12 protein-coding genes are annotated in these 14,584 nt (G+C 63.9%); 7 read left to right on the top strand and 5 right to left on the bottom strand.

Annotation, left to right across the window (positions count from 1 at the left end; all coding sequences use genetic code 11):
• Positions 1-214: 214 nt before the first annotated feature.
• From V5F66_RS13295 to V5F66_RS13275, 5 genes are all read left to right on the top strand, one after another.
• A complete protein-coding gene (locus tag V5F66_RS13295) occupies positions 215-1,090 on the top strand; it encodes a substrate-binding domain-containing protein (RefSeq protein WP_149577640.1) in 876 nt (291 codons plus the stop codon).
• Positions 1,091-1,095: 5 nt separating this feature from the next.
• Entirely contained in the window at positions 1,096-2,547 is a 1,452-nt protein-coding gene (locus V5F66_RS13290; RefSeq protein WP_149577641.1) for a sensor histidine kinase, read from the top strand.
• Complete coding sequence (locus V5F66_RS13285) at positions 2,537-3,859, top strand: sigma-54-dependent transcriptional regulator (protein WP_149577642.1); 1,323 nt, start codon at positions 2,537-2,539, stop codon at positions 3,857-3,859. The genes V5F66_RS13290 and V5F66_RS13285 overlap by 11 nt, the downstream gene beginning before the upstream one ends.
• Before the next feature lie 171 nt (positions 3,860-4,030).
• Positions 4,031-4,552 (top strand): arsenate reductase (azurin) small subunit, encoded by a 522-nt coding sequence (locus tag V5F66_RS13280; RefSeq protein ID WP_012115921.1) that lies wholly within the window; start codon positions 4,031-4,033, stop codon positions 4,550-4,552.
• 11 nt (positions 4,553-4,563) lie between these two features.
• On the top strand, positions 4,564-7,026 hold the full coding sequence (locus V5F66_RS13275; protein WP_149577643.1) for an arsenate reductase (azurin) large subunit: 2,463 nt from the start codon (positions 4,564-4,566) through the stop codon (positions 7,024-7,026).
• A gap of 48 nt (positions 7,027-7,074) precedes the next feature.
• Here V5F66_RS13275 and V5F66_RS13270 read toward each other — a convergent pair whose 3' ends face one another.
• Positions 7,075-7,923, bottom strand: a complete 849-nt coding sequence (locus V5F66_RS13270) for a sulfite exporter TauE/SafE family protein (protein ID WP_149577644.1) — start codon at positions 7,921-7,923, stop codon at positions 7,075-7,077.
• Between the two features lie 227 nt (positions 7,924-8,150).
• On the opposite strand from V5F66_RS13270, the gene V5F66_RS13265 reads away from it, so the two are divergent.
• On the top strand, positions 8,151-9,104 hold the full coding sequence (locus V5F66_RS13265; RefSeq protein ID WP_149577645.1) for a substrate-binding domain-containing protein: 954 nt from the start codon (positions 8,151-8,153) through the stop codon (positions 9,102-9,104).
• Between the two features lie 84 nt (positions 9,105-9,188).
• Here the strand turns inward: V5F66_RS13265 and pstB are convergent, their stop codons facing one another.
• From pstB to V5F66_RS13245, 4 genes are all read right to left on the bottom strand, one after another.
• On the bottom strand, positions 9,189-10,028 hold the full coding sequence (pstB, locus tag V5F66_RS13260; RefSeq protein ID WP_012115925.1) for a phosphate ABC transporter ATP-binding protein PstB: 840 nt from the start codon (positions 10,026-10,028) through the stop codon (positions 9,189-9,191).
• Entirely contained in the window at positions 10,028-10,969 is a 942-nt protein-coding gene (pstA, locus tag V5F66_RS13255; protein ID WP_049776014.1) for a phosphate ABC transporter permease PstA, read from the bottom strand. The genes pstB and pstA overlap by 1 nt, the downstream gene beginning before the upstream one ends.
• 4 nt (positions 10,970-10,973) lie before the next feature.
• Positions 10,974-11,825: a phosphate ABC transporter permease subunit PstC gene (gene pstC / locus V5F66_RS13250; RefSeq protein WP_081437185.1), complete on the bottom strand. Its 852-nt coding sequence runs from the start codon at positions 11,823-11,825 to the stop codon at positions 10,974-10,976.
• A gap of 162 nt (positions 11,826-11,987) precedes the next feature.
• A complete protein-coding gene (locus V5F66_RS13245; RefSeq protein ID WP_012115928.1) occupies positions 11,988-12,989 on the bottom strand; it encodes a PstS family phosphate ABC transporter substrate-binding protein in 1,002 nt (333 codons plus the stop codon).
• 545 nt (positions 12,990-13,534) lie between these two features.
• Here V5F66_RS13245 and pstS point away from each other — a divergent pair.
• Complete coding sequence (pstS, locus tag V5F66_RS13240; protein ID WP_012115929.1) at positions 13,535-14,563, top strand: phosphate ABC transporter substrate-binding protein PstS; 1,029 nt, start codon at positions 13,535-13,537, stop codon at positions 14,561-14,563.
• Positions 14,564-14,584: the final 21 nt, after the last annotated feature.

Below are 14,584 nucleotides of genomic sequence, written 5' to 3'. Positions count from 1 at the left end.
GTGCGGGCTGCCGGCTTCGGCCGCGATCCCGCGCGGGTTCTTTGAAAGTGGCCCTCGCGCCGCCAATTGATTCCACGGCAGAAGAACAAGCCTCCTGGCGGGGGCACTGCGCAAATTGTCGTTTCTCACGCCGACACGGATGCCCGTTTGCCTTTCAGGCCATCCGCGTTATTCTTCGATTTAAGAAGAATTACAAAGCGGGAGGCCCTAGCAAATGGGCGCCGGTTCGCGCATCGACCGCAGGGCGGTCCTTGCTGCCGCTGCTTCCATGGTCGGCGCGACGCTCGTGCCCCTGTTGGCGCGCGCCTCGGCCGGCATCATCCGTTTTGGCCTGACCCCCGTCTTCCTGACCTCCGACCTCGAACTGCTCGGCCGGCTTCAGATTTACCTGCGGCGGGCCACCGGCTTACCGGTCGAACTCGTCAGCCGGCGGACCTATCAGGAGATCACCGCGCTGCTGGTCTCGGGTCAGCTCGATGCCGCGTGGATCTGCGGCTATCCGTTCGTCGCCCATCGTGACGCGCTCCAGCTGGTCGCGGTTCCGCTGTGGCGCGGGCAGCCGCTCTATCAGTCCTGCCTCATCGTCGACCGGGACCGTGACGCACGGGACTTCCAGGACCTCAAGGGCGATATCCACGCCTTCTCGGACCCCGATTCCAATTCCGGCTTCCTCGTCACCCGCGCGCTTCTCGCGGAGCACGGCCTGAAGCCCCCGTCCTTCTTCGCCCGCACCTTCTTCACCTACGGCCATCGCAACGTGATCCGTGCCGTGGCCTCGGGCCTCGCCCAATCCGGTTCCGTGGACGGCTACGTCCTGGACGTTATGCGGGAGATCGAGCCGGAGCTGACGTCGCGCGTCGCCATCCTGCGCCGGTCCGAATGGCTCGGCTTCCCGCCCATCGCTGCCCCGCGCCATCCGCCAGACCCGCAGGCGCTCGCCGCGCTGACGGAGGCGCTTGCGCGCATGAACGAGGACGAGGATGGCAAGGCGGTGCTCGCCATGCTGCGGCTCGATGGTTTCGCGCCGCAGGAGGCGAGCCTCTTCGACCCCATCGCCGCAAAGGCGGCGCTCGTCGCGGGCACCGGGTGACGCCCATGATCGCGCGCCTTGACCCCCGCCAGTGGCCCGTCACCCTCAAGGTGCCCCTAGCGGTTGCGGCGCTCATGGTGCTGGTGGGGCTTGCACTCTCCGAGCGCGTGCTGAGCCGGCTGGGGGAGACGCAGGAGCGCCAGTTGCGCGCCTTGGCGCAGACCTATCTGGACAGCCTCTCCTCCGCGGTCGCACCCGCGATCCTAAGAGACGATGTCTGGGAAGTTTATGACGCCATCATGCGGGCACAGGCCCTCAACAAGAGCCTGCATCCGTTGAGCGCCGTGATCACCGACGCGGAGGGCCTCGTGATCGCGGCGTCCGATCCCCGTCGCTTCCCCATTGGGGTGCGTCTCCCGTCCGATCTCGCTCCGCTCGCAACCGGCCGGGATTTCAGATTCGAGGCGGGCGCCAGATCCGCCACCGCGACGCGCGTGCTTTCCTATCCTGGACGCATCGTCGGAATCATCCACGCCACTTTCGACACCAGCCATCTGGCTTTGGAGCGGCGCGACGTCGTCCTCGCGCTCGCGGCCACGAACGGGATGGTCACGCTGCTGCTCGCCGTGGCCGGCTGGTTGCTCGTCGCCCGCATGATGGCGCCGGTGCGCACGCTCTCGCGCTATCTGGGCGCTGCGAGCGAAGGGCGGGCGACGCCCGTTCCCCCGGAGGCGGTCGCGCGCAACGGCGCTGAATTCGCCCGCCTGTTCCTAGCCTACAATGCGCTGGTCCGGTCCATGTACGAGCGGGAGGACCTAGCCCGACAATTGGCGGACGAGCATCGGCTCGGCAGCCTCGGGCGGCTCACCTCGGCGCTCGCCCACGAGATCAACAACCCGCTGGGCGGCCTTTTTAACGCGCTGGCGACGCTGAAGACCCATGGACACCATGCGGCGGTCCGAAAATCGTCCCTCGGCCTTCTCGAACGAGGCCTCGTCGGTATCCGCGACGTGGTGCGCACCACCCTCGCTTTGTATCGGCCGGAGCAGGCGCCGCGACCCCTCGCCATGGCCGATTTCGAGGACCTGCAGCTACTGATTGCCCCCGCGGCGCGCCGGAAGGGTGTCGATCTGAGGTTCTCCGGTCCCGTCGACGTGTTGCTTCCTCTGCCCAGCACCCCGGTGCGCCAGGCCGTGCTGAACCTGCTGCTGAATGCGGTTTCCGCCGCCCCGCCGGGAAGCGAAGTGGCGGTGGATGCGTCGCTCACGCCGACGGCCCTGCATGTAATCGTGTCGGATCGAGGCAGCGGCCTGCCCGAGCCTGCGGGGTGCCTTCTTGCGGCTGGCGGGGAAACGGGTGGCCCACCCTGGGGCGGCGGCCTCGGCTTGTGGACCACCCGGCGCATCCTGGACGACCTCGGTGCCTCGGCCGAGGTCGAGCGGCCTGAAACGGGGGGAACGCGGATCCGTCTTCTCTTCCCTTTCATCGCCCCAATGGAGCTCGCCCATGTCGCATGAGCCTCCCGTCATCGGCCTCGTGGAGGACGATCCCATCATGGGCGAGAGCCTCGCGCAGCGGCTCGGCCTGGAGGGAATGAGGGTGCATTGGTGGCGGACCGGCTGCGCAGCGGTGGCGGATATCCGGAAGATTCGCTTCGAGGCTATCGTATGCGACATCCGCCTTCCGGATCTCGATGGGGAGGCTGTGTTCCGGGAAGCGGCGCACGTGCCTCGGACGCCGCCTTTCCTGTTCGTGACCGGCCATGGCGACATCGACCAAGCGGTGCGCCTGATGCGGTCCGGCGCGGCGGACTACGTCACCAAGCCCTTCGAGATGGAGGACTTCCTGGCGCGGCTCACCGACTTGCTGATGCCGCATGGAACCACGGAAGGCGGCACGTTGGGCGTCTCACCCGCCATCCGGCAGGTGGAGGCTCTGTTGTGCAGGATGGCTCGCCTGTCCTCCAATCTGCTCATCACGGGGGAGACAGGGACAGGTAAGGATGTAGCCGCCCGCTTCATCCATGCGCAATCGCGGCACGCGACCGCGCCGTTTATCGCGGTCAACTGCGCCGCCATTCCCGCCGACTTGATGGAAAGCGAGCTGTTCGGCCACGAGCGAGGCGCGTTCACCGGTGCCGCGCAGCGCCATCTCGGCTATGTGGAGCGCGCCGGCGACGGCACGCTGTTTCTCGACGAGATCGGGGAATTGCGTCCGGAGTTGCAGGCAAAACTCCTGCGGCTGATCGAGAGCAAGACGTTTCAGAGGGTCGGCGGTGAGCGCGAGATCGCCTTCGGCGGCCGTATCGTGACGGCCACCAACGCCGATCTGGCGCTGCGAGTTGTCGAGCGACAATTCCGCGAGGATCTCCTTTACCGCATCAACGCGGTCAGCATTCGCCTGCCATCTCTGCGGGAGCGCCCCGATGACATCCCATGGCTCATGGAGCGCTTCTTTACGGAATATAGCGCGGACACCGAGACCAACCTGAAAGGGATCAGCGCCCTCGCCGAGGAGGCCGCGATGCAGCATCCTTGGCCCGGGAATGTGCGGGAGCTGCGGAACCGGATGGAGCGTGCGGTCGCTCTTGCCTTGGGCCCCTGGCTGATGCCCGGGGATCTCTTTCCCGAGATCGTTCGCGAAGGCGCTGACGCCGGCCTACGGATCGGCTCACTGGAATCCGCGCGCCAGGAGGCGGAGAAGCGTCACATCCTCCGGGCGCTGTCCGCGACCGCGGGCGAACTCTCCGCCGCCGCCCGGCTCCTCGGCGTTGGGCGCACCACCCTGTGGGAGAAGATGCGCCGCCTCGGTTTGGGTAGCGACGGCTGACGGCGCGTTCGGGTTTCCGGACAGACGGCGCCGCAGCATGTTCGGGACGGCGGACGTGCTCGCCTCATCTCGCTCGTTAAATCATTGAATTCTCTACTCAGCTCCGCATGGCGCAGCTTCTGCAGGACGTCTTGCGTCCGAAAGGACCAATACGCTCTGGGAGGAGCTTTCATGAAAAGATGTCCCAGCCTCGTCGATGCCGGCCGCCGCAGCTTCCTGACCGGCGCCGGCCTTGCGACCGCAGGCGCCGCCGTCGCCTCCGTTCTGCCGGCCCAAGCCAAGGCGGCCCCTGCGGTCGCGTTGGTGAGATATCCAGCGAACCGCCTCGCCAATGTGAAGGACCTGAAAGTTAATGAGCCGCTGGACGTGGCCTATCCCGATGACGACGCGCCCGGCGTCCTTCTGAAGCTCGGGACACGCGTGGCCGGAGGCGCCGGACCCGACGGCGACATCGTCGGCTTCACCACCGTCTGCCCGCACAAGGGATTTCCCCTTTCTTACAGCACGACGGACAAGACGCTGAACTGCCCCGGCCATTATTCCCGCTTCGATTGCGAGAAAGGCGGCCAGCAGATCTGGGGCCAGGCGACGCAGAACCTGCCGCAATACGCGCTGCGTGTGGACGCGAAGGGCGACATCTATGCCGAAGGCGTGGATGAGCTGCTCTACGGCCGCCTCTCCAACGTGCTCTGAGGGAGGACACCATGGCTTACAAGCGCCAGATCGGCCAATTGCCCATCATTCCCGCCAATGCGACCGTCCACAACGTCGTCTGCCACTATTGCATCGTCGGCTGCGGCTACAAGGCCTATAGTTGGGACGCCCGATACGAGGGCGGCACGGCGCCGGGCGAGAACGCCTTCGGCGTCGATCTCTCCAGGCAACAGCCGGCAGAGACCGCAGCCTGGTATGCGCCGTCCATGTACAACATCGTCAGGCAGAACGGGCGAGACGTGCACATCGTCATCAAGCCCGACAAGGCGTGCGTGGTGAATTCCGGCCTCGGCTCCGTGCGCGGCGCGCGGATCGCCGAGATGAGCTATTCGCGCCAGCGCAACACCCAGCTCCAGCGCCTCACCGATCCCCAGGTCTGGCGCTACGGACAGCTCCAGCCCACGAGCTGGGACGACGCCCTCGACCTCGTCGCCCGCGTCACCGCAGCGGTGATCGCTGAGCAGGGCGAGGACGGCCTGTTCGTGTCCGCCTTCGACCACGGCGGCGCGGGCGGCGGATACGAGAACACCTGGGGCACCGGAAAGCTCTATTTCGGCGCCATGAAGGTAAAGAACATCCGCATCCACAATCGCCCGGCCTACAATTCGGAGGTCCACGGCTCGCGCGACATGGGGGTGGGCGAGCTCAACAATTGCTACGAGGACGCGGAGCTCGCCGACACCCTCGTAGCGGTGGGCACGAACGCGCTGGAAACCCAGACCAACTATTTCCTGAACCACTGGGTGCCCAACCTGCGCGGAACCTCCCTCGACAAGAAGAAGGCGGAGTTCGGCAGCGAGCCGGTGGCCAAGGCGCGCATCGTCATCGTCGATCCGCGCCGCACCGTCACCGTGAATGCCAGCGAGGTGGAGGCGGGCAAGGAGAACGTGCTCCATCTCGCCCTCAATTCCGGCACCGACCTGATCCTGTTCAACGCCTGGCTCACCTACGCGGCGGAGAAGGGGTGGATCGACAAGGGTTTCATCGCGGCCTCCACGAAGGACTTCGACAAGGCCCTGGCGGCCAACAAGGTGAGCGTGGCGGAAGCCGCTCGCGCCACCGGCCTCAGCGAGGCGGACATCGTCAAGGCGGTCACCTGGATCGGCGAGCCCAAGGCCGGCGGGGCACGTCGGCGGACCATGTTCGCCTATGAGAAGGGCCTCATCTGGGGCAATGACAACTACCGCACCAACCAGGCGCTGGTGAATCTCGCCCTCGCTACCGGCAATATCGGCCGTCCGGGCGGCGGCTGCGTGCGCATGGGCGGCCACCAGGAGGGTTATTGCCGCCCGTCCGACGCCCATGTGGGCCGGCCCGCAGCCTATGTGGACAAGCTGCTGATCGAGGGCAAGGGCGGCGTGCACCACATCTGGGGCTGCGACCACTACAAGACCACGCTCAACGCCATGGCTTTCAAGCGCGCCTACAAGATGCGCACGGACCTCGTGAAGGACGCCATGGCCAGCGTGCCCTACGGCGACCGCGATGCCATGGTGGCCGCCATCTTGGGCGCCATCCGCAAGGGTGGGCTGTTCAGCGTCGACGTGGACATCGTGCCGACCCATATCGGCGAGGCCGCCCATGTGATGCTGCCCGCCGCGACATCCGGCGAGATGAACCTCACCTCCATGAACGGCGAGCGGCGCATGCGCCTTACCGAGCGCTACATGGACCCGCCGGGCCAGGCCATGCCCGATTGCCTCATCGCCGCGCGGATCGCCAATCACATGGAGCGGGTGCTGCGCGCCATGGGCAAAACGGAGGTGGCGGACAAGTTCAAGGGCTTCGACTGGAAGAGCGAGGAAGACGCCTTCATGGACGGCTACGCCAAGAACGAAAAGGGCGGCGCGTTCGTCACCTACGATCGCCTGCGGACCATGGGCACTAACGGCTTCCAGGAGCCCGCCACGGCCTTCGCAGACGGCAAGATCGTCGGCACCAAGCGGCTGTTCGCCGATGGCAAGTTCAACAAGCCGGACGGCAAGGCGGTGTTCGCCGAAACCCGGTGGCGCGGCCTCCAGGCCCCCGGCAAACAGGCGGAGAAGGACAAGTTCGCCTTCCTCATCAATAACGGGCGGGCGAACCTCGTCTGGCAGAGCGCCTATCTTGACGTGGAGAATGAGCTGGTCATGGATCGCTGGCCCTATCCCTTCATCGAGATGAACCCGCAGGACATGGGCGAGCTTGGCCTCAAGAGCGGCGATCTCGTGGAGGTCTACAACGAGAACGGCTCCACCCAGGCCATGGCCTATCCCACCCCCACGGCGAAGCGGAAGGAGACTTTCATGCTGTTCGGCTTCCCGACCGGCGTGCAGGGCAATGTGGTGTCCGCGGGGGTCAACGAGGACATCATCCCCAACTACAAGCAGACGTGGGGCAACATCCGCAAGATCGCCGACGCGCCGGAAGGCGTGCGGCACCTGACCTTCAAGTCGAAGGAGTATCCGGCCTGACGGCGGGCACCATCGGCCGGCGTTCTGGCGCCGGCCGAGACCGCACCCTCATCCGTGGCGCCACACTTTCACCGATGACACGACGAGGATCAGCGCCAGGATGGGAAGCAAGACCTGCTCGGGCACAAGCCCAAGGAGGTGCCCGCCGATGAAGGCGCCCACGATGGAGCCCACCGCCATCACGGCCACGAACACCTTGTTCTGCGCGACGGTGGCGAAGGCGTTGTCGCGGCTGTAGCGGGTGAAGCCGACGATCATGGTGGGCAGGCTCACCGCCAGCGACAGGCTGCCGGCGAGCTTGATGTCCGCGCCGAAGAGAAGCACCAGCGTCGGAATCAGCAGCTCACCGCCGGCCACGCCCATCAGCGAGGCGACCACGCCAATGGCGAATCCCGCAATGACGCCGGCCACGATCAGCCAGGGTCCCGAAAGCAGCGCGGACGCTGCGGTCGATCCGTGTCCGAACAGGAGGGCGACGGCGATCAGCACCAGCAGGACTGCCAAGACCCGGTAGAGGGTGCGGGAGCTGAGCCGGGTGGCCCAGCCGGCGCCGAACCAGGCGCCAACGAGGCTACCCGCCAACAGGTTGAGGATGATCGGCCAGTTGGTCGCGATCGCGCTGAAGGGCACCGTCGCCGCCCTGAACGGCAGCGCGCTAGCGACGACGACCAGGCTCATGGCCTTGTTGAGGATGACCGCTTCGAGCGCCCGGAAGCGGAATGGGCCGATCAGCAGCGGCAGGCGGAACTCTGCGCCACCAAGCCCGATGAGACCGCCGAGCATGCCGATGAGGGCGCCCCCGGCGAAGGCCGGCACCGGCGGGGGGCCAGGGTTGGACCCCCGCTCGTCCCGTGTGTTGGCACGCTCGGACGACAGTGGAATGGACTGCTGGGACATGGATGAGCCTCCGGCCATGATCGTTCGGACGGAGCCGCCATCATGGTATGAAATGATATGAATTGATACGAAAACAAACGATTTGACGGGTATATTGCTGGTTTAATGAGCCGAGCGTGGCGAATAGATGTTGTTTTGTAAAGATAGAATGGTCAGGACGGCTGGCCGAAGGCCGAGCTATATGCCAAATGATATGAAATTAGATGAATTGAGATGCCGGACATTCCATGGATACGCCTAACGCCCTGACTGTCGAAGATGTGGCCGAGCGGCTGCACGTCAGCCGGAGCGGCATTTATGCTCTGATCAAGGCAGGCGGGATCGGCTTCTACAAGGTCGGCCGTAAGATCCGCTTCACCGAGGCGAACGTGCGCGACTATATCGAGCGCTCCGGCAGGGCCGCGCGCGCGCCCGAGCTGGCAGGCCGCCCGGCATTCGACGAGAACCGGTATTTTGACCTGAAGGCGGAGCGTCGGGCCGGGGACGGCTTCATCATCTGCGGCCAGGACCTCATCCTCGACATCCTGTCCAACTTCATGCGCATGCACGGCGTCATGGCGCTCAGGGCCTATATCGGCAGCTACGACAGCCTCGTCTCGCTCTATTACGGCAAGGTCTCCGTCGCGAGCGCACATCTGTGGGACAGCGCCGGCGACGACTACAACGTGCCCTATGTCCGTGCCTTACTGCCTGGCGTGCGCTGCGCGGTGGTCAACGTCACCTACCGCATGCAGGGCCTCTACGTCGCCAAAGGCAACCCGAAGGCCATCCGAACATGGCAGGACTTCGCCCGCGACGACATCACCATGATCAACCGCGAGAAGGGGGCGGGATCGCGGGTGCTGCTCGACGAGAACCTGAAGCTCCTCGATCTCTACGCCAGCCGGATTAAGGGCTACGATAGCGAGAACCAATCCCATCTCGCCGTGGCGAGCGCAGTGGGCCGTGGCGACGCCGACGTGGCGGTGGGGATGGAAAAGGTCGCCCGCCAAGTAGATAATGTGGACTTCGTCCCACTGAAGAGGGAACGCTACGACCTTGTGGTCCGTAAAGAGCATCTCGACACACCGGAGGTCGCGACGATGCTCAAGATCCTGCGCTCGGAGCGGTTCCAGAACGAGTTCAAGAGCATCGGCGGATATGACATCACCGACATCGGGAAGATCGTGGCTGAGACGTGAGGCCGAATCTACTGCCGTCGCTGAAGCGCCCGAATGCCAAGTCCACGAGCGAACTTCCCGCCGCCTCCCACCGAGCCGAACGCCTCAGCCGAACCGGCCGGTGATATAGGAGCGCGTGCGCTCCTCGGTTGGGTTGGTGAAGATCAGGCTGGCCACGTCGTATTCCACCATGTGGCCGAGATGCATGAAGGCGGTGAAATCCGAGATGCGCGCCGCCTGCTGCATGTTGTGGGTGACGATCACGATGGTGTAGGCGCCCCGCAACTCGTCCATCAGTTCCTCGATCTTCGCCGTGGCGATGGGGTCGAGGGCCGAAGTGGGTTCGTCGAGCAGGATGAGCTCCGGATCTGGGGCGAGGGTGCGGGCGATGCACAGGCGCTGCTGCTGGCCGCCCGACAATCCATAGGCGGATTCCTGGAGGCGGTCCTTCACCTCGTCCCATAGGGCGGCTTGGCGTAGCGCGGCTTCCACGCGCCCATCCACTTCGGAGCGATTCCGGATGCCCCGGATGTGGAGGCCGGATGCCACATTCTCATAGACCGATTTCGGAAACGGGTTGGGCTTCTGGAACACCATGCCGATGCGCAAACGCGCGAGCATTGGATCTACTTCCGGCGCCACGATGTTGATCCCCTCCGGATAGAGGATGATCTCGCCCTGATACCGGTTGCCCGGATATAGGTCATGCATGCGGTTGAAGCAGCGCAGGAGCGTGGACTTTCCACATCCCGACGGCCCAATGAGGGCGGTGACCTTACCCTCGACGATCGGAAGCTCCACCCCCTTGAGCGCCTGGTTGTCGCCGTAGAAGAAATTGAGGTTGCGAACAGAAGCGCGCAGGGGGGCGGGCTCCTTGCTGGCCACGGCGTCCAATGCTGGGGTCACGGCGGTCATCTCGTTCTCCGAAAGGCCGGGCTGCAGCATCAGCGCATGCTCCGGCGGATCTTGTAGCGCAGCCAGATGGCGATCGCATTCATCAGCAGCGTCATAAGCAGCAGAATGAGACCGGTTGCTGCTGCGTTCACGTGGAACGCCGCCTGGGGACGTGAAACCCAGTTGAACATCTGGATCGGCATCACCGTGAACGGCGAGTTGAGCCAGTTGAAATTGATGAACGGAAAGGTGTCCTGGACCGGTGAAGGCGGCAGGAAGGCGATGAAGGTGAGCGCGCCGATGGTGATGATGGGCGCGGTCTCGCCGATGGCCCGTGACATACCGACGATGGCACCCGTGAGGATGCCGGGACGCGCGGTGGGCAGGATGTAGCCGCTCACCGTCTGCCATTTGTCGGCGCCAAGCGCATAGGCGCCCTCGCGGATCTCGAGCGGGATGGAGCGCACCGCCTCGCGTGTGGCGACTATGATGATGGGCAGGATGAGAAGCGCCAGCGTGATGCCCGCAACTAGAATCGTCTGGCCCATGGCGAAGCTCTGCACGAACAGGCCGAGGGCGAGCAGCCCATAGATGATGGAGGGCACGCCCGCGAGATTGGTCACATTGATTTCGATGAGATGGGTGATCCAGTTCCGCGGCGCATATTCCTCAAGATAGAGGCCTGCTGCGACGCCGAGCGGCACCGCCAGCGCCGTCGTCACCAGCATCACCAGCGTGGTGCCGACCCAGGCGGACAGAATGCCGGCCTCCGAAGCGCGTCGGGAGGGGAAGCTCGTCAGGAAATCAAGATCAATGCGGCCAAGCCCGTCCACCATGAAGTCCACGATGAGCGACAGCAGAACGATCATGGAAATGACGAGCACGCTGAGGCCCAGGATCGCGAAATTGCGGTCGGACCGATGCGCCCGAGCGACGATTTCCGCGTCGGAGAGGCGGCGGGAGGGTTGAGCGGCGAGCGGCTTCACGGCCATCCCCTCAATAGACTTCACGGTATTTCTGGCGGAGCCAGAAGGCGAGAATGTTGAAGGCGAAAGTCATGAGGAACAGCGTCATGCCCGCCGCGAAGATGGTGAGATAAGCGATGGAGCCATGTGGCACGTCGCCGAGGCTGATCTGGACGATATAGGAGGTGATCGTGGCTGCGCCCTCCAGAGGGTTCAGGGCGAGCTTCGCCTGCTGGCCCGCAGCAATGGCCACCACCATGGTCTCGCCCACCGCCCGCGACATGCCGAGGATGTAGGCCGCCGTCACCCCGGAGAAGGCGCCGGGGATCACCACCCGCGTCGCCGTCTGGAGCCGCGTGAAGCCCAGCGCATAGGCCCCCTCCCTCAGTTCCGCAGGGACCGCGCGCATGGCGTCCTCGCTCACGGAAACGATGTAGGGCAGGATCATGATGCCCATGACGATGCCCGGCACGAGCAGGTTGAAGCCCGCCAGCCCGGGAATGAAGATCTGGAAGATGGGCGTGAGGAACAAAAGAGCGAAATAGCCGAATGCCACAGTGGGCACGCCTGCGATAAGCTCCAGAAACGGCTTGATGGTCTCGCGCACCTGTGGCCGCGCGAACTCCGACAGATAGATTGCGAGCACGGTACCGGCTGGAATCGCGACGAGCAGGGCGATGAGCGAACTCACCAAAGTACCGGATACCAGAGTCATGATGCCGAAGTGCTTGTCCTGAAACACCGGCGTCCATTGTGTGTCGGTCAGGAAGGAGATGATCGACACCTGTGCGAAGAATTTCAGGCTTTCGGACAGGAGGACGTAGACGATGCCCGCCGTGACCAGGACAGAGAGTGCGGCACTGAGAAACAGGACAACGCGCATGATGCGGTCCACCACCCGGCGTCGCGCCAGGAAGACCGGAGAAACCGTCAGGCGCAACCGGCCTGTTCTTGAGTCTGGAGACACCGGTGCGACCACGTCCAACCCTCACCTGAATGGAGGGAGGCGCCGGAGCACCTCCCTCAGGTCCCTCAAGATCACCTGTCAGTAGACGAGCTTTTCCTTGACGAGATCCTCGACGGAGACGCCGACCTTGGACCCGGTGAAGCCGGTGCCGATCTCACGCTTCTTGAAGCGCTCCTGGAACACCTTCAGGGCGGCCTCGGGCAGCGGCACATAGCCGACTTCCTTGACCAGCTCGACCGCGTGCTTCGGGTCCTGGTAGAACTCAACGAACTTCGCCACCTCCGGACGGGTTTCGGCCGCCTTCTTGTTCACGTAGATGAAGATCGGCCGCGACAGAGGCTGGTACTTGCCGGTGCGGGCGTTCTCGACCGACGGCTCCACGGCGGGCGCGGCGTCATCGACCTTGATCTTCACCGCCTTCAGCTTGCCGGTGTTCTCTTCATAGTAAGCAAGGCCGAAAAAGCCGAGGGCGTTGGGATCGCCCGCCACGCCCTGGACCAGCACGTTGTCATCCTCCGATGCGGTGAAGTCGCCGCGGCTGGAATGCTCCTTGCCGACGATGGCGGCGGTGAAATAGTCGTAAGTGCCTGAGTCGACGCCCGCGCCGTAGAGCACCAGCGGCCGATCCGGGTAGCTGTCGCGGACCTGCTTCCAGTTGGTGATCTTGCCCTGGGCCTCGGGCTCCCAGATCTTCTTCAGATCCGCAACCGTCATCTCGCTCGCCCAGGTGTTGGACGGGTGGACGATGACCGTGAGCGCATCAAGGGCGACCGGCAATTCGATATACTCGATGCCGGCTTCCTTGCAGGCCTTCTGCTCGGCGGAGGTGATGGGGCGCGAGGCGTCAGAGATGTCGATCTCTCCGCGGCAGAACTTCTTGAAGCCGCCGCCGGTACCGGAGATGCCGACCGTCACCTTGATATCCTTGTTCGCCTTCTGGAATTCCTCCGCCATGGCTTCGGTCACGGGGAATACCGTGGACGACCCGTCGACCTTGACCAGTGCCTGGGCAGCGGCGCCGTTGAAGGCCGCGCCGGTAGCGAGCAGCGCGAGGGCGCTCGCGAGAGTGATGATCTTCATGAGGATGCCGTCTCCCTGGACAGTGCCGCTAGGGCTTCTGATGCTCACCTAGCCTCACGGGCTCTAAGCATGTTATGTAACAAATTCATGACAATTTGTGTATATCGAGCGATATTCCTGAATCAACAGAGATTTTATCGAATATGACGCAACGTAGTTCTAGGCTATGGTTGGCTTTATTTCATGTAAATCATATGGACATCGTGGCAATTGTCCATGGTTGATTGCAATTTTTGAGAGGCTATCCGACTTCGATTGACGTATATTACTTATATAAAGTCCATATGAAGCGCCTATTATTCATTTCTCCTCCCGAACAAATTTGCCTCTCAACCTCGCGAGCATTCCGTCTCTACATTACATCATTTCCATTTGTATCGACATATCGATAATTTATACTATCGCTGCGATTGGCGCGACGCAAATGGCGTCACAAGAGTGACATGAAGGCCATATAGCGATCTGTCCACTCCTATCGACATAATGACTCGTATGGAGCTATCTGTTTCCAGCGATATGTCGCTAGGACCCAAGGGAGGCCAGCCGTGAATCGCATTCTTGTCTGGACAGCTGCGGCGACGCTCGCGGCCCTGTCGATGTTCGCGCCTCCGGCGCGCGCCGCGGAGGTGCGGGGTGCCGGCTCCACCTTCGCCTATCCGATCATCTGGAAATGGGCGGAGGCGTTTCGTGAGCGCACAGGCCACATCGTAGGATACCAGTCGGTGGGTTCGTCGGCCGGCGTCAACCGTATTAAGGACGGGGTGGTGGATTTCGGCGCGTCCGACAAGCCGCTGAAGCCGGAAGAACTGGAGAAATATGGCCTCGGCCAGTTCCCCATCGTGTTCGGTGGCGTCGTTCCGGTGTTCAACGTGGACGGCGTGGGGCCCGGCCAGCTCCGCTTCACCGGCGCCCTTCTCGCTGACATCTATCTCGGCAAGGTCACGACCTGGTCCGATCCCGCCATCAGGGCCCTCAATCCCGACGTCAAGCTGCCCAACGCGAAGATCGTGGTGGTGCACCGTTCCGATGGATCTGGAACCACGTTCAACTGGGTGTCCTACCTTGCCAAGGCGAGCCCGGAGTGGAAGCAGCAGGTCGGCGAAGGCAGCGCAGTCGCCTGGCCGGTGGGGTATGGCGCGCGCGGTAACGAAGGGGTCTCGACCGAGGTCAAGCGGGTCCCGAATGCCATCGGCTATGTCGAATACACCTATGTGGTGCAGGTGAAGCTGGCCTATGGCCTCGTCCAGAACCGTGCTGGCAAGTTCATCGCACCCAGCGCGGCGGCGTTCCAGGCGGCGGCGCTGAGCTTCGATTGGGCCGGCGCCAAGGACTTTTTCGTCGTCATCACCGATTCCCCCGCCGAGGATGCCTATCCTATTGCGGCGACCACCTTCGCTCTCATGTACCGCGAGCCGAAGGTGCCGGCGAACAGCCAAGCCGCCTTCGAGTTCTGGCGTTTCGCCCTGGGCGAGGGCGAGAAATTTGCGTCCGAGCTCGGCTATGTTCCCTTGCCGCCGGCTCTGGTCCAGCAGGTCAAGGACTATTGGGCCAGGACCTTCAAGGGCGGCGCCTGAGGCACTTGGGCTGACGCGTGA

Origin of the sequence: Xanthobacter versatilis, assembly GCF_043193975.1 — a bacterium.
Classification (GTDB): Bacteria; Pseudomonadota; Alphaproteobacteria; order Rhizobiales; family Xanthobacteraceae; genus Xanthobacter; species Xanthobacter autotrophicus_E.
This window is presented reverse-complemented; position numbering and strand designations above follow the sequence as displayed.

Bases quoted from the DNA above. Each gene is read 5' to 3' on its own strand.
- pstC (WP_081437185.1), bottom strand. From the start codon at position 11,825: ATGCGCGTTGTCCTGTTTCTCAGTGCCGCACTCTCTGTCCTGGTCACG.
- V5F66_RS13265 (WP_149577645.1), top strand. From the start codon at position 8,151: ATGGATACGCCTAACGCCCTGACTGTCGAAGATGTGGCCGAGCGGCTG.
- V5F66_RS13275 (WP_149577643.1), top strand. From the start codon at position 4,564: ATGGCTTACAAGCGCCAGATCGGCCAATTGCCCATCATTCCCGCCAAT.
- V5F66_RS13280 (WP_012115921.1), top strand. From the start codon at position 4,031: ATGAAAAGATGTCCCAGCCTCGTCGATGCCGGCCGCCGCAGCTTCCTG.
- V5F66_RS13270 (WP_149577644.1), bottom strand. From the start codon at position 7,923: ATGTCCCAGCAGTCCATTCCACTGTCGTCCGAGCGTGCCAACACACGG.
- V5F66_RS13295 (WP_149577640.1), top strand. From the start codon at position 215: ATGGGCGCCGGTTCGCGCATCGACCGCAGGGCGGTCCTTGCTGCCGCT.
- V5F66_RS13290 (WP_149577641.1), top strand. From the start codon at position 1,096: ATGATCGCGCGCCTTGACCCCCGCCAGTGGCCCGTCACCCTCAAGGTG.
- V5F66_RS13245 (WP_012115928.1), bottom strand. From the start codon at position 12,989: ATGAAGATCATCACTCTCGCGAGCGCCCTCGCGCTGCTCGCTACCGGC.
- pstB (WP_012115925.1), bottom strand. From the start codon at position 10,028: ATGCTGCAGCCCGGCCTTTCGGAGAACGAGATGACCGCCGTGACCCCA.
- V5F66_RS13285 (WP_149577642.1), top strand. From the start codon at position 2,537: ATGTCGCATGAGCCTCCCGTCATCGGCCTCGTGGAGGACGATCCCATC.
- pstA (WP_049776014.1), bottom strand. From the start codon at position 10,969: ATGGCCGTGAAGCCGCTCGCCGCTCAACCCTCCCGCCGCCTCTCCGAC.